Here is a 22,275-nt window from a genome sequence, read left to right on the forward strand (position 1 = left end):
AGTTTCTTGGCCATTGGGCACACCTGCGGACACAAAAACGGTTTACATTGTATTTTTCGTCATCAGGCGTCCTTTGGGGTCGATTGGTGATCTTCTGGACATGTGCCCGCTAATCGCAAAAGCCTTTATATGCCTCAGCCCGTCAATTTTGAGGCACATATTTCGGTCAGGAAATCGAGGAACACCTCAAGGCGTTTTAGGTTGGCCGCCGGTTCTGAATAGACCGCATGAACCGGGAGAGGGGGCGTGGTCAGTGCTTCGGAGAACAGAGAAACAGCACGACCCGCTGCAATATCATCATCGATCATGTAATCGGAAAATTGCTGGTATCCGCATCCTGCCAGCACCAGCGCGCGCACTGCTTCTCCGTTCTCGGCATGTACTGCGGCGGGCGGGCGCATTGCTTTGACTCGCCCCCTGAACCACCAGTCATTATTCCGCGAGGGATTCACGTATCGCACTTGCTGACGAGTCGCCAATTCGTCGATCGTGCGCGGCTGACCATCCTCCGCGATCCGCGATGGCGCTGTTATCAGGCGCCAGGCCGCCTCACCAAGTTTACGATGGCGTAGCTCGGAATCGGGGAGGTCACCAAATCGGATCGCGATGTCGGCATGAGCGCCGATCAGGTCAACCACGTTGTCGGTCATGTCGAGCGTGAGCTCGATAGCAGGATAGCGAAGATGAAATTCCGGCATCCGTGGAATCAGTACATGCAGCATGAATGGCACCGGCGCGTTTACCCTGACTATGCCGGCAGGCGCCCTTGCCGCGGATCGTTGATCCAGAAGCTGCTCCGTGCTGCTGAGGATCGCTCTGGCCCGAGCCAGAACTGTCGCTCCTTCCTCCGTAAGCACGACCCGGCGCGTCGTTCTTCTCAAAAGCCTGAACGACAGCCGTGCCTCAAGCTTGGCAACGGCACGGCTGAGCGATGAAGGCGCTACATCCAGCCGGCGTCCCGCCTCGGCAAAGCCACCGTCTTCTGAAACGGCGACAAATGCAGCCAGTTCTTTAAGATCTGGCAATTCATGCGATATTGGCAATGGTCCAGTGCTCTCGATGCGCTTTTTGCAGCAATGCATCGAAACTAGATCCGGTTCCATGTTCTCGATCCTGCCGGATCGCAGTGGAGCCATAATCATGTTTTCAGGTAAGAACGCGATGCCGCTTGCATTGTGGGCGCTGACCATCAGCGCCTTTGCGGTCGGTACAACCGAATTCGTCATCGTGGGTCTGATTCCCACAATTGCAGCCGATCTTGGCGTTTCCCTTCCATCTGCCGGACTACTGGTCAGCCTCTATGCGCTTGGCGTCACGATTGGTGCGCCCGTCCTCACGGCCCTGACCGGCAAGATGCCACGCAAGACTTTGCTGCTTTCGCTGTTGGTCCTGTTCACGATCGGCAATCTCTTTGCTGCCCTTGCGCCGGGTTACTACGCGCTTATCGCCGCTCGCTTCATCACCGGTCTTGCGCATGGTGTGTTCTTCGCAATCGCATCCACGATCGCGACCAGGCTCGTCCGGCCCGAGAAAGCCTCATCGGCCATTGCGATCGTCTTCCTCGGACTGACCGTCGCCTTGGTCACTGGCGTGCCCTTGGGTACGTGGATCGGTCAGACATTCGGTTGGCAATCTACCTTTCTGGGCGTCGTAGCGCTTGCCTTGATCGGCCTCGCGTCGAGCGCTCTGCTCGTTCCGTCTGACCTAGCACTGGACGAGCCTGCGACCTTGCGTCAGCAGGCACAGGTCCTCACGGCCCCTCGCTTGCTGCTGGTCTATCTGATCACTGCGGTCGGCTATGGCGGCAACTTCATTGCCTTCACGTATCTCACGCCGATGCTGACCGACGTGACCGGCCTTGGTGCGGGGGCCGTCAGTCTAGTGATCCTTCTCTACGGCATGTCGGTCGCGGTCGGAAACATAGTGGGCGGAAAGCTGTCCGACCGTATCGGTCCTGTCGCGGCCCTGACGATCATTTTTGCAGGCCTTGCCTTATCACTGCTGCTTCTTGGTCTTGGCCTTGCATCGGCATTGGCAGCGGTCGCAGTGAGCCTGTTCTGGGGTGGCTTCGCCTTCGGCAACGTGCCACCGCTGCAGTCCTACGTTGTCGAGATCGCGCGCGATGTTGCTCCCAAGGCTGTGGATGTCGCCTCAGGGCTCAACATCGGTGCGTTCAACCTTGGCATTGCGATCGGGGCATGGGTTGGGGGCCTCGTGGTCGAGGAATTGGGGTTGCGGGCAACGCCATTTGTTGGGGCCGCTATCGTCGCCTTCGGCATCATCTTGACCCGCTGCAGCGGCGCGATTGAAGATCGCGCCCACCGCTGCCGCAATAATGGCGTGGACGTATGCGGTGGGTTTGTGTGACCTTAGCATAACTTGATTGTGTGATTACGCGGTACGGGAAATCGAACGATGGACAGTGGCTCATCGCTCGATTGCAATGCTGACAAAGAACCTTCGGTGATCTCCATAACGAAGGAAACGTGTGCTCATGGGCTGTATCGCTTCGCTTCGAGAACAGCCCAAATCATGACAGCGTGGACTTGAAACGAGGGAGGGTCAGAGCAGGCCTGTAGGCCTCACGCCCTCAATTTTACGCGTATGCGGAGCAGCAGATTGAGGTTGTCGGAGATCAGCAGGTACGCAAGCCAGATCGAAATGCTGATAGTGTGTTAAGTAGCGCTGAGAATTGACCAAGGAAGGGGCTTTGATTGCAAAGTCCTGACCGAGGGCGCGGCAACGAAATCCAATGACGTCTTGATTTGGGCTGTCATGATGTGAAAGCCGGCCTCTACGACGGTGCCGTAAAATCCATCGAAGATTTCGACGCTTAGGCGATGAGGGGGTCAGCCATCCCCCTCCGGATCTACCGCCGCCTGCTGGCCTGCTGCGGCGGGTACAATCGGTGCTGCCTTGACCAGCCCCTCCAGCGAGCCGCCGTCCAGCCCCAGTTCCCTCATCAAGCCATCGATGATTGGCGCCTGCGCGCGATAGCTCAGCGCGGCGGTCAAAGCATCGCTGGCAAGGTTGCCATTCGATGCGGCCTCCCCGTTGCCACCCGAACCGCTCGACGAGCGCGTCAGCCCATCGACTTGGACAATCTTGATCGAATCGATCGCTTCGAGAGGCTTTGCCGACTCGCGCACCAGTTCGGGTAATACTTTGAGCAGCGCCACCTTGGTCTGCAACGAGATCTGGTCGGACGAGAGCAGGTTCGCCGCTTCGTTGATCGCGCGCTGGCCCGCTGCTTCCACTTCGAATCGCACTCGCGCGGCTTCCGAGCGTAATTTTTCCGCCTCGGCCTCGCCTTCTGCTTCAAGCCGCGCGGCTTCGGCACGGTTGGCGGCGGCGGCCTTCTCGGCTTCGGCTTCCACCTTCACCCGGATCGCGTCACGCTCGGCCGCCTTGGAAGCTTCGATAAGTTCGATGCGCTTGCCGCGCTCGGCAACCTCGGTTTCGCGCGAGGTCGTCACCTGTTCCTCGGCAGCGACCGCCTTGGCGCGCGCCTCGTCGGCCTCGGCCTTGGCCTGGCTTTCCTGGCGGCTCTTGTTCTGGATCGCGATCTGCTGTTCCTGCCGTGCGATCTCGATCGCCTGCTGTTGCGCAATGCGCGCCTGTTGCACCGCGCGGTCGGCCTCGATCTGCTGGCTGTCGACCAGCTTCTTGGCCTCGATCCGTGCAGCTTCCGCTTCCTGATTGCGAAGCGACTGTTCGCGCGCCACTTCCGCCGCCTGCTCGGCGCGCCGCATCTCGATCTCACGCTCCTGCTCCAGCCGGGCAAATTCGTTGTCGCGCTTGATCTTAAGCGACTGCTGCTCGGCCTCGAGATTCTTCAGCTCGATCTGCACGCGCGTGTCCTGCTCGATGTCGTTGCGCGCCTTCTTGCGCAGTTCGATCTGCTCAGTCAGCTTCGTCAGGCCCTCGGCGTCGAAGGCATTGTTAGCGTTGAAGTGCTCGATGCTGGTCTGGTCAAGCCCGGTCAGCGAGACCGATTCAAGTTCGAGCCCATTCATTGCAAGGTCGTTCGAGGATACCTGTTGTACCTTCTGCACGAAGTCGGCGCGCTGTTCGTGCAGCTGGTTCATCGTCATGCCGGCCGCGACCGAGCGCAGTGCGTCGACGAACTTGCCCTCGACCAGATCCTTCAGCGCTTCGGGCTGCATAGTGCGCATGCCCAGCGTCTGCGCGGCCATGGCGATGGCTCCGGCATCCGGCCGCACGCGCACGTAGAATTCGGCCTTCACGTCGATCCGCAAGCGGTCGAGCGTGATTAGCGCGTCTGTGTTCTTGCGCTCCACGGCAAGGCGCACGGTGTTCATGTTCACCGGCATCGTCTCGTGCAGCACCGGTAGCACCAGTGCGCCACCGTTGATTACCACCTTCTCTCCGCCGAAGCCGGTTCGCACGAAACCCACTTCCTTGGTCGCTCGGCGATAGAGCCGGGTCAAGGTGAAGGCGATCACCAGCAGGAGCGCAAGGCCAGTGCCCGCATAGATGCCGATGGGAACAAGCTGGTTCATGTCAGTCTCCGAGGAGGAAGAAATCCGGTGTAAGTTCAGTTTGCAAGGCGCAGCGGGCCATCGACCGCAATCGCGTAAAAGGTCTCGCCTTCGCGATGGACGAGCAGGACCTCACAGCCTTCGGCCAAGGTGGCTGTGTCTTCGTGGGGTTCGACCATGACGAGATGGACCTGTCCGTGAATGTCTCGCACCTGCGCCCGCGCCGCGCTGCCACGCATGGCGCGCCCGATCTGGATTGTGCCCTTGCGCCCGAGCAGGGCGTCGACCGGTACGGCGGTGGTTTCGTCATGCGGCCAGACACGCCCTACCAGCCGAGTAATGACGGCATTCACTGGCCAGGCAGCCAGCAGCCCCATCGCGGTCGCTGCGCCAGGGCCGAACGGCGCGCCGAAGAACGAGGTCACCAGCTCCTGCAGCGACAAGCCGACGAGTCCGAAGGTCGCAAGAAAGAACGAGAGCCACACCACGAACGGCAGTGTGCCCAACCCGGTCACGCTGGCCAGCACTGACCCCGCATCAAGGTCGGCGTCGTGCCCATCGGCGTCGCCCAGAAAATCCGATACTCCCGTAATTTGCACTATCACCAGCAGCGCCAGCAGGGCCAGCGCAACTGCAAACGGCAGATTTTCGGGGGCTAGCAGCCCGCCCATCGCAGAACTCCCCTACAGGCCTCGGATCATGGCAACCACGGCGAGCGGCGCAAGCGGAATCGGACATGGACAGCTCTGATTTTTTGCCGGATCGGAAGAGTCAGGGGGGGCGCGAAATTGGGTAACTCTGCGTTCACGACCATCGTGAGCAGGTGCGAGCCGATCGCCACAGATTGGCGCTTTGGCGCACAGTCATGCGCCAGCGGGCTGAGAGGCGTGGGATGTCCGCCGACGGATCAACGTTCGGGGTTAAAGTGATATATTTCTACCGTTTGGGCGTGGAGCGCTCACGATCCCAATTCTAGGTTGAGTAGATCTCAATCTCAGCCTGTCCCAGCGCAATGTCGCAAGCTGCCAATCCCGGTCGTCGAATTTTGTAGGAGAAGATCAATCGTGACACTTTGCCCTCGGACAAAGTGTCACAGGGGACAAATGTGCAGTTATCGGGTCGGGCGGTCGCATGGGGGATTCACAAGAATCCTGTTATGTGCTTTGTTGAATCACGTAATGTTCCACACCAACGCCTTTCAGCCGCAAGATGCCGGAACATCCCCATCGGCCCGATCCGATGTGTCGGTCTTGCTGGACATGCTGGCCCAGGTCAGCTCGCGGCCGCGCTACGCTTTCATGCTGCTAAGCCTCATTGCCGAAGTGGCTGACACTGCGGGCGAGGCGGGCCCCTTCGTGCGGCGCGGGGCCGGGATGGTGACCTTGCGGGACTGGCTGTGCGACAGTCTGGCCCCCATGGGCAACCGCGATCCTCGCCGCAGCGCTCTGGCTGAACGGGTCCGGTCTGACCTCATCCTCGAGGGTACCATGCCCGAAGATCCGGCTGACGCCGCCAGTGCCATTGAAGCCGAGGTCCGCGCGAGGGTGCGTGCCTCGGGCAAGACCAACCTCAGCCGCGCCGTGTCGGAACTCGTCGGCGCTGGCCTGCTGCGCCGCTACTACAAGGGCTATGCCGTGGATCATGAGAACCGTGGCGGCCAGCGTCACGCCGTCTACGTGCTCCAGGGCGCGTCGCGCTGCCTGCTGGCCAAGCGGCCGGCTGCCCCGCCAGCGAAGCGATCAGTGCGGCAGCCCCCCCGGCAGGGTGAGTTACGCTTCGCTTGAAGGGAACCTGGCGGCGGTGCCGTTCATTCTGAACGGCAATGACACAAGCCCAATGGCTATCGATAGCCACTCTCGGGGGGATGATGGCCCTGTTTCTTTGGGGCCGCTTCCGATATGACGTAACTGCGGGGATCGCTCTGCTGGCAGCGATTGCCATCGGTGTCGTGCCCGCCAAATCCGCTTTCACCGGCTTTTCTGACGACATCGTGGTGATCGTCGGTTCGGCTCTAGTGCTCTCGGCTGCGGTCCAGCGGTCGGGCGTGATCGAGCGAATGTTGCAATCGCTTGCTCAGCGTATCAAGAAGCCGCAGCGGCAGATGCTCGTGCTTTCGGCGGCGGTCGGGCTGTCATCAGGCTTCATCAAGAACGTCGGTGCCCTTGCTATGCTCATGCCCGGAGCCGTGCAGATGGCGCGCAAGCAAAATGCGTCGCCTTCGCTCTATCTGATGCCGATGGCGTTTGCCTCGCTGCTCGGCGGCCTGACCACCCTGATAGGCACATCGCCCAACATCATCGTCAGCCGCGTTCGCGAGGAAATGACCGGCGAGCCCTTCCGCATGTTCGATTACCTGCCCACCGGTCTGGCCTTGCTGGCGATGGGGCTGGTCTTCCTCAGCGTTGGCTGGCGTCTTCTGCCGACCGACCGCAACGCCGCGCAAGGAATGGACGAGGCGATCAACATTTCCGCCTATGTGATCGAGGCCAAGGTCAGCGAAGGCTCCCCCGCCGCCGGAACGACGGTTGCCGCCTTCATCGAGCGACACGATGGCGACGTCGGCGTGACCGGACTGGTGCGCGGTGACATGCGGGGCGCAGTGTCGGCGGATATTTGCATCGAGGAAGGTGATGTCCTGATCCTCAGTGGCGAGCCCAACGTGCTTGAACGCGTGGTCGGTGCGGATCGTCTGGTTCTTGCCGGTGGCGACCGCGAGGACGAGGGCAAGGGCGCCGACGGCCTTGGTGTCATCGAGGCCGTGATCCATGCCGATTCCGCGCTGATTGGCCGTACCGCCCGCCGCATGCAGATGCGGGACCGGCTGGGCATAAACCTCATCGCGATCTCGCGCGAAGGCGCGACTATTGCCAGCAAGCCCGGCAATACCCTGCTCCAGGCCGGCGATGTCATCGTCCTGCAAGGGCCGATCGCCTCAATGCCTGCGCGACTATCGGAAATGGGCGTCCTGCCGCTGGCCGAACGCAAGATCGGCCTCGGTTCGCGCAAGTCACGCTGGCTGCCACTGATCATACTTGCGGCTGCCATGGCTGGGGCAGGAAGCGGCGTAATGCCGGCCGCGCTTGCCTTCTTCGCCGCTGCCAGCCTTACCGTCATCACGGGCGCACTGCCGGCAGAGGAAGCCTATCGCGCCGTGGAATGGCCAATTCTGATTATGCTTGCAGCGCTGATCCCGGTGAGTGAATCGTTGCAGACGACCGGTGCTTCAGATGTCATCGCAAGGCTTTTGGCCGATCTTGCCGTTCAGTTACCCACTTGGGGTGCAGTCGCCCTGATCCTTGTGGCGGCAATGGCCGTGACGCCGTTTCTGAACAATGCCGCGACGGTTCTGGTCATGGCCCCGATTGCCGCAGTCTTCGCCGAGCAGTTGCACTATCGGCCCGAAGCCTTCCTGATCGCGACGGCGGTTGGCGCCGGGTGCGATTTCCTGACGCCCATCGGCCACCAGTGCAACACACTGGTGCTGGGTCCGGGCGGCTACCGCTTCGGGGACTATGCCCGCCTCGGCGCACCGCTTTCGCTGCTGGTCATCTGCCTGGGGACGCCGATCATCTTGTGGGCTTGGCCGCTTTAACTGCGAAGCGCATCGCGCCATCTGGCGAGCCTATCTGCCGCCTCGATCAGCATTTTCGCCGGCTTGCAGTGGCACAGCCGCGCAATGTGCACAGGCGCATCCGGCCCTTCCCACAACGCCGAAAGAGGGATCGAGGCGACCTTCGCTTCCTCGACGGCGCGCAGGGCGAAGACGCGATCGTCAAGATCGATCCCGCTTGCCCGCAGATCGATGCAGGCAAACCAGGTGGCCTGGGAAGGAAGTACGGCAAAAGACCTTTCCGACAGGGCATCGAGCAGAACCTTGCGGCTCTCGGCCCAGTCGGCAGTGCAATCGAGTGCAACGTCCGGTTGCTGCAATCCATGTGCCACGGCTGATTGCAGCATCGGTGCCGTCGTGAAGGTGAGGAACTGGTGCGCGCGGCCAAGGACTGCGGCGATGGCGGGATCGGCCACCAACCAGCCTACCTTCCAGCCGGTTGCGCCGAAGATCTTGCCGGCCGACCCGATCTTGACCGCACGCCGTGCCATCCCCTGCTGTGCCAGAAGCGACGCATGGGCCCGGCCATCAAAACGCACATTTTCCCAAACCTCGTCGCAGATGACGAACAGATCATGGGCGACGCAAATCTGCGCCAGCATCGCAAGGTCAGCGAGAGAGGCGACGGCGCCTGTGGGATTGAGGGGATCGTTGAACACGATCGCCCTGGTCCGCGGCGTGATTGTGGCCTCGATTGCCGCACGGTCAAGGGCCCAGCGCGGTGGCTGCAAGGCAACGAACACGGGTGTTCCTCCGGCTCGGCGAACGAGAGGCGCATAGGCATCGTAGGCGGGCGAAAAGAGCAATACCTCGTCACCCGGCCTGATCACTGCAAAAACCGCAGCGGCCACGGCTTCGGTCGCACCGGACGTTATGATGACGCCGTCGGGAGCAACCTCCAGACCTTGCGTCCTCGCGTAGAACGCAGACACCGCTTCTCGCAGGTCGCGCAGCCCGGCCATTGGCGGATACTGGTGCGATCCCTTGCGGCTCGCTTCGGCAAGCGCATCGACCAAGGCCGAAGGCGGGGGGCCATCGGGAAAGCCCTGGCCAAGGTTTATCGCGCCGGTCTGGCGCGCCAGGCTCGACATTTCCTCGAAAATGGTCACCGGCATCTGGGCATAGATCGGGTGAAGCCGGGCGGTGGGATCCGTGATCATGGGCTTCTTCCTGGCCTCAGGAAGCGATGCCCGGCAATGTCACGCTGCCGCCCTTTGCCCCGGAGCGTTTTGCTTCCAGCCGCCCAGGCTTGCGCAGGATGGGCGATCTCTTGCCGGTCATGCCAAAGCGCCGCCTTGTCGAAGATGAACTTCGAGATGCCGCACGAATGCTGACAACCTTGCCGGGATTGCCGGTGCGGGCGCATGAACCGCGAAAATTCCGACGTCGTGCGAACCCTGAAAATCGGGGAGCACGCGCACCAGTTTGCCCTGCCTCAGTTCGTCGCTTACGTCCCACAGCGATCGCAGCGCGATCCCGCACCCCGCAATCGCCAGTTCGCGCACGACTTCGCTGGAATTGGTGCCGACATGGCTCTGCCCATTGTAGATGACGCTGCCGTTCGGCCCGTCAAGCTGCCAGGGCAACTGGGCCGAGGTGGCGAGGATGCGATGCTGCCTGAGGTCTGGCAAGGTGGCAGGCGCGCCGAACAGGGCAATGTACGTGGGTGCGGCACACAACACGCGATGGCTCGTACCAAGGCGCTGGCCGACAAGGCCTGCTCCGATCTGCGCCCCGATACGGATTGCCAGATCGCACGATCCGTCAAGCAAATCGACGAACTCGTCCGACAGATCAAGCGACAGGGCGACATCGGGATGATCGTTCATGAAGCCCGGCAGGCAAGGAACCACGTGCATGCGTCCGAATGACGTAGGCGCTGCAATCCGCAACGGGCCGCCCAGCAGCGCATGCCGTCCGCTGATCCGCTCCTCGGCCGCCTGCAGCGTGCTGCGCAGCGGCAGAAGCGCTTCGTGCAGGTCACGCCCAGCCGGTGTCAGCGTCAGCCGACGGGTCGTGCGGTTGATCAGCCGCACGCAAAGTCGCTCTTCCAGGCGCACCAGCCGCTTGGACAGGGCCGCCGTTGAAAGTCCCCGCTCGCGAGCCGCAGCCGAGATCGATCCGGCTGCGACGATGCTCAGGAAAAGGTCATAGTCTGGGTCGAACATTATAAACCTGAAGGAAAAGCTGTATTGAATTCTTTCCTGCTACCGCATGTTGGAGGCGCGCGGTAGACCCTCCCGCACAAGCAGGAGAGTCTCGATGAACGGTTACGTGGATCGCGCAGGTTTGAAGGTTGCAGGTGTCCTTGCCGAATTCGTCGAGCAGCGGGCGCTGCCGGGCACCGGGCTTGCGGCCCAACAGTTCTGGACTGGCGCCGCCGATGTGTTTGCCCGCTTTGCCCCGCGCAACCGGGAACTTCTGGCAAAGCGCGAGGACCTGCAGGCACAGATCGATGCCTGGCACAAGGAACGGGCCGGCCAGCCGCAGGATCTCGCCGCCTACAAGACTTTTCTGCGCGAGATCGGCTATCTCGTGCCCGAACCTGAAACCTTCACGGTCGCCCCAAGGAACGTCGACCGCGAACTGGCGCAAGTTGCCGGGCCGCAGCTGGTCGTGCCGATCCTGAACGCCCGGTTCCTGCTCAACGCTGCCAATGCACGCTGGGGCAGCCTCTATGATGCGCTCTATGGCACCGATGCCATCCCCGGCGCGGCTCAGGGCAAGGGCTATGACGCCGCGCGCGGCGCGCAGGTCATCGCATGGGCCAAGGCGTTTCTTGATGAAGCCGTTCCGCTCGCTTCCGGCTCATGGGCCGACTGGACCGGTGGTGAGCCGGCGCTGAAGGATAGCAGCCAGCTGGTCGGCCGGGCAGGGGACAACCTGCTGTTTGCCCACAATGGCCTGCATATCGAAGTCGTGATCGATGCAGCCCATCCCATCGGGCGCGACGATCCCGCCCATATCGCCGATGTCGTGCTCGAAGCGGCCATCACCGCGATCTGCGATCTTGAGGATTCCGTCGCCGCCGTCGATGCCGAGGACAAGGTCGCTGCCTATGCGAACTGGCTTGGGCTCATGCAGGGCAGTCTCGAGGATACCTTCGAGAAGGGCGGCCAGATGATGACCCGCCGCCTCAACCCTGATCGCAGCTATGTCGCGCCGGATGGTAGCGAACTCACCCTGCCGGGCCGCTCGCTCCTGCTGGTGCGCAACGTTGGCCATCTGATGACCAACCCCGCCGTGCTCCTGCCCGATGGCAGCGAAGCGCCAGAAGGCATTCTCGATGGCATCGTCACCAGCCTGATCGCCCTTCACGACCTTAAGCGCACTGGCGGATTGCAGAACAGCCGGTCGGGTTCAGTCTATATCGTCAAGCCCAAGATGCATGGGCCTGAAGAATGCGCATTCGCCAACGATCTGTTCGATGCGGTGGAGGACCTGCTGGGCCTTGATCGCCACACCCTGAAGATCGGGGTGATGGACGAAGAGCGCCGCACCAGCGCCAACCTTGCCGCATGCATCCATGCGGTGAAGGACCGCGTGATGTTCATCAACACCGGCTTCCTCGATCGCACCGGCGATGAAATGCACACCTCGATGCAGGCGGGGCCCATGCTGCGCAAGGGCGACATGAAGACCAGCGCGTGGATCTCCGCCTATGAAGATCGCAATGTCCAGATCGGCCTTGCCTGCGGGCTTTCGGGCAAGTCGCAGATCGGCAAGGGCATGTGGGCAATGCCCGATCGCATGGCCGAAATGCTGGCGCAGAAGATCGGCCATCCCAAAACCGGGGCCAACACCGCGTGGGTGCCGTCGCCCACGGCGGCCACTCTCCACGCGACGCACTATCACAAGGTCGATGTCTTCTCCCGGCAGGAAGAGCGCCGTGCCGAAGGCATCGCCAGCCTCGATGCGCTGCTGACCATTCCGGTGGCTGCCGGCAAGAACTGGTCGGAGGCCGAAGTGCGCGAGGAGATTGACAACAACGCGCAAGGCATCCTCGGCTACGTCGTACGCTGGGTCGATCAGGGTGTCGGCTGTTCTAAGGTGCCCGACATCAACGACGTCGGCCTGATGGAAGACCGCGCCACCCTGCGCATCTCCAGCCAGCACATTGCCAACTGGCTGCTGCATGGTGTGGTCACGGCCGAGCAGGTCGATGAAGCGCTGCTGCGCATGGCCGCCAAGGTCGATGCGCAGAACGCAGGTGATCCCATGTACCAGCCGATGGCGGGCAATCCGCAGGGCAGCCTGGCCTTTCAGGCGGCGCGGGCGCTGGTGTTCGAGGGTGTGGAGCAACCCAGCGGCTACACCGAACCGCTGCTTCACAAGTTCAGGCAGAAGGTGAAGGCGACGCGGTAACGAGCCACGGCACGTGACAAGGCGCTGCAGGTGCCTATCCGATAGCTGGAGGATTCCCACGGCGCAGCGATAGGTGCTTGCAGGCCGACCTAGGGTGCGCGGACATTCGCAAACCCCGGGAATCATTCAACCATGGCATCGCCCTACCGACACTATTCTGGCCAGATCGCGTACATCAATGCGGCGGGCAAGGAGTGGGGCCGGGAACATTTCTCGGGCGCGGTCCACGCTCATGGCCGTTCCTTGCGCGCGCTGTGCGAGATGGACGATGCAGGGCTGCTGCGCGAAGCCAGCTGGGCTGTGGATCAGCGCTGGCATCCCAAAGAAGGGTTCGTCCGGAATATCCGCGACGGGAAGACGATCGGGTCATGCTGGTATGCCATCAATGGCAATACTGTGGAATGCGAAGGCATGACGCAAACCGCCGGGCGGATATCGCGACGGATCGAAGCGGATCGGCGCGTGGAGTTTCTCGGGACACATCCGCTTGCCGGAGACGCGATCACCGCCATGGTCCGCGGAACGGATGTGCCAGGATCGGCCAGGAGCGTGCTTTGCGCCGCCAATTCCATGGCGCATCTTGGCGACGAGGATCTCTCGGTAATGCTGGTGGAGCCCGAGGTGTGTTTCGTGGGGCCGGGCCGGATCGACGTTGCCGCCGGCACATTCGACGCGCTGCACTATACCATCCGCTGGAGCGACAAGGTCCCGCATCATACCGACTTCTGGATCGACCCGGTCGACTGCCTGCCCCTGCTGACCGTGTTACCTGCCATCGGCGAACGCTACGAACTTGTCTCGCTAGACCGCCAGTAGCTTGAGCGAGGCGGGAACGCTGGCACGCAGGCACCCAAGCTTGCACCTTGTGCGCCGACGCCCCATCTTCGGAGCGCCGACCGCCCAAGGAATGATCGCTTGACCCACGCCAATGCCCGTCTGCCCACGTTCTTTCTCAACCACGGCGGGGGCCCCTGGCCGTGGATGGATGGCCCGATGCGGCGCGGTTACGACCGGCTCGAGGCTTCGTTGCAGTCCGTCCTGCCCTCGCTTGGCGATATCATGCCCAAGGCGATCCTCGTCGTTTCCGCGCACTGGGAGGAGCCGGTGCCGCATGTTTCGGCTCACCCGCAGCCGCCAATGCTCTATGACTACTTCGGTTTTCCCGAGCATACATATCATATCCGCTATGCCGCGCCGGGCAGCCCAGAGCTTGCGGCGCGGATAAGCACACTGTTGCGCGCAGGCGGGCTAGATTGCCGCGAGGACCTCGAGCGCGGTTTCGATCATGGCACTTTCTCGATGATGCAGCCGATCCGGCCACAAGCCGATCTGCCGATCGTCCAGCTATCGGTGCTGACCAGCTTCGATGCTGCCGCCCATATCGCAATGGGGCGCCTGCTTGAACCGTTGCGTGACGAAGGTGTGCTGATCCTCGGATCGGGATTGTCGTATCACAACCTGCGCGCATTCGGCGCCAGCGGACAGGCGGCTTCGCATGCCTTCGATCGCTGGCTGCGCGAGAATCTGGATGGCGTCGGCTCGGCAGAACGCAGGAATGCCCTCGAACAGTGGGCCGAGGCGCCAGCGGCCTTTCAGGTTCATCCACGGCCAGAACATCTTCTTCCGCTGATGGTCGTTGCAGGCGCTGCCGGAGAAAGTCCGTGCAGCGTGCAATTCCATCAGGATGACTTCTTCGGCGGACTCGCGGTCACCAGCTTCCGTTTTGGATAAGTGATCTAAGACTGTTACCTTGTTGAAGGATCGCCAAGCGGTATTTTTAGCAGGCGCCTGCTCGTCCGGAATGACCGGCAGAGGCCATTGCTAACCCATATGGAGTGTTTCCCCGGGGAAACAAACCATCTTTATTCGCGTGATGGTGCCCTTATACGGTGCAGCTAGCATATCCGCAGCAGCGCATCTCGCGATAGCCGTCGTTCGCCCCAGTGGTGCTGGTCAGCATGCAAAGTCATGCCTGTCGCTGGATGATCCTGCCGATGCTGAATGTTCGGCAGAAGCTACCGAGTGCAGGTCTTTGCGGGACTGACCTTGTCCGCACCGCCTAATTTCCGGTGCCTGGGCAAGCGCGCCAGACCGGCACCACGGCACAAAGGCATCGGTGTCATCTCATTTTCACAATAATCGTTCGTTGCCGCGCGCCCTTTCGACCAAAGATTCGTCTGCACAGGCATAAGCTGGATGCATAACAACAAAGACGCAGGACGGTTCGAACCGACGGTTTCGCTTGCAGGCTATGTAACATTGTTACATGGTCCGGGTGGGAGCGGAGACACGCATCATAGACGAGGGGTGAAGTTGCGATGAAGAGAATGTCCGCCATTAGAGGCGCGCTTATTGCCAGCGTGGCCATGGGAGCGATGCCGATCACGGCCCAGGCGCAAAGCCAGGCCCCCGCAGAGGAAGAAGCGGCTCCGGCCGACGAAATGGTGGTCATCGGACAGCGTCAGCAGTATCGCGGCGACGTACCGCTCGCCTCAATCCCGCAGAGCGTCCAGGTGCTGGACGCCAAGGTCTTGCAGGACCTCAACATCACGCGCTTCGATTCCGCCCTGGAATTGACCAGTGGCATTGCCAAGCAGAACAACTTCGGCGGGCTTTGGGATGCCTTTGCCGTTCGAGGCTTTGCCGGTGATGAAAACTTCCCTTCGGGCTTCCTCGTCAACGGTTTCAACGGTGGCCGCGGTTATGGTGGCCCGCGCGATGCTTCGAACATCGAGCGGATCGAGATCCTGAAGGGTCCGAACGGCGCCGTGTTCGGCCGCGGCGAGCCCGGTGGTACGGTCAACATCATCACCAAGAAGGCCCGTACCGACGAAACCTTCGGCTCGTTCGCCGTTCAGGGCGGCAGCTGGAACAATTACCGTGTCGAGGGTGACTACAACCTTGCCTTGACCGATACCCTGGCCATTCGCCTCAATGGTGCGGCGCAGGACGGTGATAGCTTCCGCGATACGGTGCACCAGACAAAGTACGTTGCATCGCCTTCAATCCTGTTCAAGCCGACCGACAGCACGAGCTTCAGCTACGAGATGGAGTTCGTCGACAACAAGGTGCCGTTCGATCGCGGCGTTCTTGCCAAGCAGGACGGCACCCTCGGCATCATTCCGAACTCGCGCTTCTTGGGCGAGCCCGGCGACGGCAACATTCACGTTAAGGTGCTTGGTCATCAGTTGCAGTTCCAGCAGAAGCTTTCCAAGGACTGGTTCTTCCTTGCCGGCTTCGGTTACCGCGATACGAGCTTTTACGGTTTCGGCACGCAAGCGGAATTGGCACTGGGACGCCAGGCGTTCGACAACGACGCCACCAATTTGACCCGCCAGCGGATCCTGCGTGATTACGAAACGACCAACACCTCGGTTCGCGGAGAACTTTCGGGCAAGCTGTATACTGGTTCGATTACGCATCACGTGCTTGTCGGCGCAGACTGGGATCGCTTTCATATCGATCTGTTCCAGTCACGCTATCGCCCACCCTCCTACACCCCAGGTCGGCCTTTCACCGCGGCAAACAACGTCATCAATGTCTTCGACCCGGTTTACGGCCAGTTGCCGGCGCCCACCGCCGTCACCGTCAATACCGATGAAGTGCAGAAGGCCTACGGCATCTACTTCCAGGACCAGATCGACCTGACCGAAGCCCTGAAGGTGCGCGTCGGTGGCCGTTTCGACCACTTCCAGCAGGACATCCTCAACCGCGCAAACAATCGGCCGTTCAGCGCCACGGTAAAGCAGTTCAGCCCCACGGCCGGCGCGCTCTACAAGGTGACCGAGGATTTCTCGATCTACGGCGGTTACGGCGAAGGCTTCCGTCCGAACAGCGGTACCGACTTCTTCGCCAATGCCTTCCCGGCGGAATTGAGCAAGTCCTACGAAGTGGGCATGAGGTTCGCGGCACCCGGCGATGCGATAACGGCATCGGTTGCAGTCTTCGAGATGAAGAAGAACAACGTCCTGACGGCAGACCCCAACCCCGATCATGCCGGGTTCTCGATCGCGGGCGGTGCGGCCAAGTCGCGCGGGCTTGAATTCGATTTCAGCGCCAACCTGCCAGGCGACCTGTCGATCCTCGCATCCTATGCCTACATCGATGCCTTCTGGACGACCGCTTCGGCAGACAAGGACTTTGGCCTGACGATCAATCCGGGCGACCGCCTGATCAATGTTCCGAAACACTCGGCCAACGTGTTCGTCAACAAGGGCTTCCTGATTGGCGGGCAGCGCTTCACTTTTGGCGCTGGGCTGAACTACGTGGGCAAGCGGCTCGGTGAGACGGCAACGGCATTCGAGCTTCCGGGTTACGTGCTCGGTCGTCTGACCGCCAGTTATTCACCGGCAGACAACGTCAAGATCAACGCCGACGTGACGAACCTGTTCGACAAGCAGTACTATGCTGCGTCGTATTCACGGTTCTGGATCGCTCCGGGTGCACCACGCGCGTTCAACGTGCGCGCCACGTTCTCGTTCTGACAACGGGGCTGCCGGGGTCACCGCTCCGGCAGCCTGACTCCCTTTGAGCAGGCTTGATGCGGCGTAGCGCTTTTCTGACATGGCATCGGCGCCTGGCGTTGCTGTTTGCGCCGCTGCTCCTGCTGCAGGTGCTGACCGGCGCGGTGCTGCTGCTGAAGGAACCGCTGGGCCGTGTGATCGGCCCACAGGCGTCAGATGGACCGCCGCTCCATCCTTCGGCGCTGGTTGCTGCGGCTGTCGCAACCGGCTTTCGGGTGATGCGGCTTTATCCGGCTTCCCATCCGGGTGCTCCGGCAATGGCGCATCTGGCTGCGGCAGACGGGACGGCCCGTTATGCTGCAATCGAACCGACGTCTGGCGTTGTGCTCCGGCAGGGCGGAATCGCGGACTTTCCGATCGAGAGCGCGCTGGAGTGGCACTATCGACTGATCTGGGGCACGACCGGGCTTGCCGTGGTGGCGCTTAACGGTCTGGCACTGCTGGTTCTTGCCGGGACCGGCCTTGCCTTCTGGTTGCCGCCGAAAGGGCGCTGGCGCAAGTCGCTGTCAGTCAACAGCCGGATGCCCGCGCGGATCAAACTGCGGCATTGGCATCGCAGCACAGGCGTGGTCGTTTCGCTGATGGTACTGTTCAGCGCTTTCACCGGAATCCTGCTGGCGGTGCCCGACCTGATCCCGGCAACCGCTGCGCCGGCAAATGCATACGCGGCGAGCCCGGCACAGATCGACCGTGCCGTGGCGGCTGCGCAGCGCACCTATCCTGACGCGGCGATCCGCGACATCCGTTTTCCACCGGCCGACCGCATCGACGTCAACCTTCTGGCGCCAGAGGTCAGGCCCCTGGCAGTGCACGCCGTGCAGGTAAGATTGTCCGACGCCAAAGTGCTCAAGATCGTGCCGGCAGCGCAGAGCACGGCGCTGTGGATGACGGTCATGCCCCTTCATACCGGGCAAAGCGCGGGCGTCGCAGGCATGATCGTGTTGATTCTCGAGGCGTTGGCGCTGGCAGCGCTTTCGATTACCGGCCCCATGATGTGGTGGCAGCAAAGGAAATTGCGCAAGTGACATTGCTTTATCACGGCCTCGAAGAGCGGGGGCTGGTATGGCGCGATATCGTGGCGGCGCGGGTGCCGCAGATGCCGTTACTGCGTTGGGGGCATGACGAAGTCGATCCGCAAGAGGTGCGCTATATTGCAGCATGGAATGCGCCTGCCGAATTTTTCGGGCAATTCCCAAATCTGGAAATACTGTTCAGCGTCGGCGCCGGGATAGACCAGTTGCCGATCAATGCTCTCCCCCCGCATGTTCGGGTGGTGCGAATGGTGGAACAGGGCATAATCACCGGCATGGCCGAATATGTTGCCCTGGCCTGCCTGGCGCTGCACCGCGACTTGCCGTTCTTCATTTCGGAACAGCGCGCCGGACGCTGGTCTTACCGGCATACCCGGTTGGCTTCGCAGAGCCGCATCGGGGTGATGGGGCTGGGCGAGCTGGGGCGCGCCGCGCTGGATGTGCTTAGGCCACTGGGCTTTCCGCTTTCGGGGTGGAGCCGGTCTGGGCGCGAAATCGAGGGCGTGACCTGCTTTGCCGGGACGAGCACGCTCGATGCCTTTCTGGCGCAAAGCGACATCCTCGTGTGCCTGCTGCCGCTGACCGACGAAACGCGCGGAATCCTGTGCCGCGCAAACTTCGCGAAAATGCCGGCAGGGAGCGCCGTGATCAACGCCGGGCGTGGCGGACACCTGGTTGCCGACGACCTGATCGAAGCGTTGGATGCGGGGCGGTTGCGCGCTGCGATGCTTGACGTGACAAACCCCGAGCCGCTGCCCGAGGGTCATCCATTCTATCGTCATCCTGCGATTTTCCTGACCCCCCATGTGGCTGCAGAGACGCGGCACGATACGGCTGGCAATGTCCTTGCAGACAATCTCGAAAGGTTGCTGGCGGGCGAAGCGCTGCTGGGCGAAGTCGACCGAAAGCGGGGTTACTGAGGTGCGGCACGACATGCTGCAAAGCTCGGTCAGAACGGTTTCAACCCGCTTGCCAAGCCGTGTCGAACAGGTGCAAGTTCCGCTCGAACGGTGGTCATCTTTCCACGTCACAGGGCCTGCATGCGGGTCAGTAACAGGGAACGAGTTCAGATCATGAGCACAGCCGTTTTCAAGCCCAAGTTCATCAGCTTCGACTGCTACGGCACGCTGACCCGCTTTCGCATGACCGAGATGGCGACGGCATTCTATGCCGACCGGATCGCCGCAGAAGCGCTGCCCGAGTTCTGCAAGGATTGGAGCGCCTACCGTTTTGACGAGGTGCTAGGCCCGTGGAAGCCCTACCGCGAAGTAATCGCCAATTCGCTGGAGCGCTGCTCGAAGAAGTGGGGCGTGGAATTCCGCGAGGACGAGGCGAACGCAGTGTACGAGGCGGTGCCGACATGGGGTCCGCACGACGACGTGCCCGGCGGCCTTTCCAGGATATGCGACAAGATCCCGCTGGTAATCCTGTCCAACGCGATGAACAGCCAGATCATGTCGAACGTCGAGAAGCTCGGCGCAACCTTCTACAAGGTGTACACGGCCGAGAGCGCGCAGGCATACAAGCCGCGCATGCAGGCGTTCGAATACATGTTCGACCAGCTTGGCATGGGGCCCGAGGTCGGCATGCACGTCTCGTCCAGCTTCCGGTATGACCAGAACACCGCAACCGACCTCGGCTTTGGCTGCCGGGTGTTCGTCGGCCGCGGGCACGAGCCTTCCAACGGCAACTACCGCGATGTCGAAATCCCGCACATCGGCGCGCTTCCGGCGGTCGTCGGCCTCTGATGCTATCGCGCCGCCTCCTGCTGGGCAGCCTTGCGGCGGGGGTGGCGCTTGCCCCTGCCGAACGGCTGATCGGCAAGCCGCGCAGGGGGGGACGCATCCGCGTGGCCGGGATCGTGGCGTCGACTTCGGACACGCTCGACCCGGCGCGCGCCGGAAACTCAAGCGATTTCATGCGCATGTTCCTGCTCTACAGCGGGCTTATGCAATACGACCGCGGGCTGGCGGTGAAGCCCGGGCTAGCTGAATCCGTCGAGTCAACTGACAACGTGGTGTGGACGATCCGACTGCGGCGCGGCGTGCAGTTCCACAACGGCAAATCGCTCGACGCAAGCGATGTCGTCCATTCGCTCCTGCGCCATCGAGATCCGGCGGTTGGATCGAAGGTCAAGGCCGTGGCCGAGCAGTTTGCCAGCGCGCGCCGCGTGAACGCGCACGAGGTGGAACTGCGGCTGACCGGGCCGAACCCCGATCTGCCGATCATCCTGGCGCAGCCGCAGTTCGTGATCGTCGAGAACGGACGGCGTGAATTCAGCAAGGCCAATGGCACAGGACCGTTCATGCTCAAGGCCTTTGCGCCGGGCATCCGCACGATCGTGCAGCGCAACCCCAATTACTGGAAGCCGGGTCAGCCCTATCTCGACGAGATCGAGGTGATTGCAATCCCGGACGAGCTTTCGCGCGTCAACGCGCTGCTTTCGGGCGATGTGCAGATGTGCATCGCGGTCAGCCCCGGCTCGGTCAAGCGGGTGCGGGCATCGTCATCGCATCTGGTGATGGAGACCAAGTCCGGCCTCTACACCGATCTGGTAATGCGGCAGGACAATCCGGTGACCGGCCATCCCGATTTCATCCTGGCGATGAAGCACCTGATGGACCGCAACCTGATCAAGCGCGCGCTGTTCCGGGGCTTTGCGACGGTGGCCAACGATCAGCCGATCTCGCCGCTCGACCCCAACTTCAATGCCGAGATCCCGCAGCGCTCGTTCGATCCGCACATGGCCAAGTTCCTGCTCAAGCGCTCGGGACTGCTCGGCACGCGGCTCCCCGTCTATGTCTCTCCGGCGGCGACACAGTCGGTCGACATGGGTTCGATCCTGCAGGAACATGCCGCGCAGATCGGGCTGAACCTTGCGATCAACCGGGTACCAAGCGACGGGTACTGGTCGACCCACTGGATGAAGCATCCGCTGACATTCGGTAACATCAACCAGCGTCCGACTACGGACATGATGTTCAGCCTGTTCTTCAAGTCGGGTGCGACGGAAAATGAGGCGGGCTGGAACAGCCCGCGGTTCGACAAGCTCCTGATCGAGGCGCGGCAATCGCGCGACCCGGTTCTGCGCAAGGCAATCTATGGCGAGATGCAGTGGATGATCCACCGCACCGGAGGTTTGGGCATTCCGGTGTTCATCAGCCTGCTCGACGGGTACGACCGGCGCATCCGCGGGCTGGAGCCGATCCCGTTCGGCGGCCTCATGGGCTATACCTTCGGCGAAAACGTTTGGCTTGAAGCATGAGCGGTGCACCCTCAGTATCTGCATGGCGCGGGCCAATCAGGCTGGTGGGCAAGCGCATCGGGCTTGCCCTGATCACGCTGCTGCTGGTTTCGGCAGTGGTCTTCACGATTAGCGGGTTGCTGCCGGGTGACGCCGCGCAGGAAGTGCTGGGGCAGGGTGCAACCCCCGAGCAGGTGGCGGCGCTGCGCCACGAGATGGGGCTCGATCGCCCAGCGGCGGTTCGCTATTTCGAATGGCTCGCAGCCATCGCTGCAGGTGATCCCGGCAATTCGATCGTGGCCAACAAGCCGGTCGCCGACATCATTTCGGAGCGGCTGCCCAATACGCTGACGCTGGCGGGGCTGACGACCGTTTTTGCGGTGCCGTTTGCCTTTCTGGTCGGCATCTGGTCGGCCGTCACGCGGGGGCGGGCGACGGACCGCTCGCTCAACATCATGACGCTGGCGATGGTGGCATTGCCGGAATTCCTCGTCGCGACGATCGCGGTGATGGTGTTTTCGGTCAAGCTGCTGTGGCTGCCCTCGATCACGATCGTGCCGCAGGACCCGACGCTGGGCGAATTCCTGCGCGCCTATGCCTTGCCGGTGATGGTGCTGGGCGTGGGCGTGATTGCGCAACTGAGCCGCATGATCCGTGCCGCGATCATTGCCGAACTGGACCGGCCCTATGTGGAAATGGCCCGGCTCAAGGGCGTTTCGCAAGCCCGCCTGATCGTGCGCCATGTTCTGCCCAATGCCGTTGGCCCGATCGCAAATGCGATGGCGCTGAGCCTGTCATACCTGTTCGGCGGGGCGATCATCGTCGAGACGATCTTCAGCTATCCGGGGCTGGCGAGCCTGATGGTAAATGCGGTAACCTCGCGCGACATGCCGCTGCTGCAGGCCTGCGCGATGATCTTCTGTGCCGCCTACCTGCTGCTGGTGCTGATCGCCGACACCGTTGCCATCCTTGCCAACCCCCGCCTGCGACAAGGATGACA

17 protein-coding genes are annotated in these 22,275 nt (G+C 62.0%); 12 read left to right on the top strand and 5 right to left on the bottom strand.

Annotated elements, in window-relative coordinates:
• Positions 1 to 134: 134 nt before the first annotated feature.
• Positions 135 to 1,190 (bottom strand): LysR family transcriptional regulator, encoded by a 1,056-nt coding sequence (locus B9A23_RS05575; RefSeq protein WP_217806585.1) that lies wholly within the window; start codon positions 1,188 to 1,190, stop codon positions 135 to 137.
• Between B9A23_RS05575 and B9A23_RS05580 the strand changes: the two genes are divergently transcribed.
• Positions 1,162 to 2,367 carry an MFS transporter gene (locus B9A23_RS05580; protein WP_084277928.1) on the top strand — a complete coding sequence of 402 codons (1,206 nt, stop codon included), beginning with the start codon at positions 1,162 to 1,164 and terminating at the stop codon, positions 2,365 to 2,367. The two genes, B9A23_RS05575 and B9A23_RS05580, sit on opposite strands and share 29 nt — an antisense overlap.
• 482 nt (positions 2,368 to 2,849) lie before the next feature.
• Here the strand turns inward: B9A23_RS05580 and B9A23_RS05585 are convergent, their stop codons facing one another.
• Both B9A23_RS05585 and B9A23_RS05590 read right to left on the bottom strand, forming a co-directional pair.
• Positions 2,850 to 4,523 (bottom strand): flotillin family protein, encoded by a 1,674-nt coding sequence (locus tag B9A23_RS05585; protein ID WP_084277838.1) that lies wholly within the window; start codon positions 4,521 to 4,523, stop codon positions 2,850 to 2,852.
• 35 nt (positions 4,524 to 4,558) lie between these two features.
• A complete protein-coding gene (locus B9A23_RS05590) occupies positions 4,559 to 5,173 on the bottom strand; it encodes an OB-fold-containig protein (protein ID WP_084277839.1) in 615 nt (204 codons plus the stop codon).
• A gap of 507 nt (positions 5,174 to 5,680) precedes the next feature.
• On the opposite strand from B9A23_RS05590, the gene B9A23_RS05595 reads away from it, so the two are divergent.
• Both B9A23_RS05595 and B9A23_RS05600 read left to right on the top strand, forming a co-directional pair.
• On the top strand, positions 5,681 to 6,286 hold the full coding sequence (locus tag B9A23_RS05595) for a hypothetical protein (protein WP_084277840.1): 606 nt from the start codon (positions 5,681 to 5,683) through the stop codon (positions 6,284 to 6,286).
• Between the two features lie 83 nt (positions 6,287 to 6,369).
• A complete protein-coding gene (locus B9A23_RS05600) occupies positions 6,370 to 8,094 on the top strand; it encodes an SLC13 family permease (RefSeq protein WP_254895007.1) in 1,725 nt (574 codons plus the stop codon).
• Here the strand turns inward: B9A23_RS05600 and B9A23_RS05605 are convergent.
• Both B9A23_RS05605 and B9A23_RS05610 read right to left on the bottom strand, forming a co-directional pair.
• The gene (locus B9A23_RS05605) at positions 8,091 to 9,272 is read right to left on the bottom strand and encodes an aminotransferase (RefSeq protein ID WP_084277842.1); all 1,182 of its coding nucleotides are present in this window, start codon (positions 9,270 to 9,272) and stop codon (positions 8,091 to 8,093) included. The genes B9A23_RS05600 and B9A23_RS05605 overlap by 4 nt on opposite strands.
• Before the next feature lie 117 nt (positions 9,273 to 9,389).
• Complete coding sequence (locus B9A23_RS05610) at positions 9,390 to 10,280, bottom strand: LysR family transcriptional regulator (RefSeq protein ID WP_084277843.1); 891 nt, start codon at positions 10,278 to 10,280, stop codon at positions 9,390 to 9,392.
• Positions 10,281 to 10,374: 94 nt separating this feature from the next.
• On the opposite strand from B9A23_RS05610, the gene B9A23_RS05615 reads away from it, so the two are divergent.
• From B9A23_RS05615 to B9A23_RS05655, 9 genes are all read left to right on the top strand, one after another.
• Positions 10,375 to 12,477 (top strand): malate synthase G, encoded by a 2,103-nt coding sequence (locus B9A23_RS05615; protein ID WP_084277844.1) that lies wholly within the window; start codon positions 10,375 to 10,377, stop codon positions 12,475 to 12,477.
• A gap of 132 nt (positions 12,478 to 12,609) precedes the next feature.
• The gene (locus B9A23_RS05620; protein ID WP_084277845.1) at positions 12,610 to 13,293 is read left to right on the top strand and encodes a hypothetical protein; all 684 of its coding nucleotides are present in this window, start codon (positions 12,610 to 12,612) and stop codon (positions 13,291 to 13,293) included.
• Between the two features lie 99 nt (positions 13,294 to 13,392).
• Positions 13,393 to 14,208, top strand: a complete 816-nt coding sequence (locus B9A23_RS05625) for a DODA-type extradiol aromatic ring-opening family dioxygenase (RefSeq protein ID WP_084277846.1) — start codon at positions 13,393 to 13,395, stop codon at positions 14,206 to 14,208.
• Between the two features lie 587 nt (positions 14,209 to 14,795).
• Entirely contained in the window at positions 14,796 to 16,961 is a 2,166-nt protein-coding gene (locus B9A23_RS05630) for a TonB-dependent siderophore receptor (protein ID WP_084277847.1), read from the top strand.
• Between the two features lie 56 nt (positions 16,962 to 17,017).
• Positions 17,018 to 18,025, top strand: coding sequence for a PepSY-associated TM helix domain-containing protein (locus B9A23_RS05635; RefSeq protein WP_084277848.1), 1,008 nt, complete (start codon positions 17,018 to 17,020; stop codon positions 18,023 to 18,025).
• The gene (locus B9A23_RS05640) at positions 18,022 to 18,951 is read left to right on the top strand and encodes a 2-hydroxyacid dehydrogenase (protein WP_254895008.1); all 930 of its coding nucleotides are present in this window, start codon (positions 18,022 to 18,024) and stop codon (positions 18,949 to 18,951) included. Before B9A23_RS05635 ends, B9A23_RS05640 begins: the two co-directional genes overlap by 4 nt.
• A gap of 153 nt (positions 18,952 to 19,104) precedes the next feature.
• A complete protein-coding gene (locus B9A23_RS05645) occupies positions 19,105 to 19,779 on the top strand; it encodes a haloacid dehalogenase type II (protein ID WP_084277849.1) in 675 nt (224 codons plus the stop codon).
• The gene (locus B9A23_RS05650) at positions 19,779 to 21,296 is read left to right on the top strand and encodes an ABC transporter substrate-binding protein (RefSeq protein ID WP_084277850.1); all 1,518 of its coding nucleotides are present in this window, start codon (positions 19,779 to 19,781) and stop codon (positions 21,294 to 21,296) included. Before B9A23_RS05645 ends, B9A23_RS05650 begins: the two co-directional genes overlap by 1 nt.
• On the top strand, positions 21,293 to 22,273 hold the full coding sequence (locus tag B9A23_RS05655; RefSeq protein ID WP_084277851.1) for an ABC transporter permease: 981 nt from the start codon (positions 21,293 to 21,295) through the stop codon (positions 22,271 to 22,273). Before B9A23_RS05650 ends, B9A23_RS05655 begins: the two co-directional genes overlap by 4 nt.
• The last annotated feature ends 2 nt before the right edge of the window (positions 22,274 to 22,275 follow it).

It is taken from the genome of Novosphingobium sp. B1 (genome assembly GCF_900176395.1).
GTDB lineage: Bacteria > Pseudomonadota > Alphaproteobacteria > Sphingomonadales > Sphingomonadaceae > Novosphingobium.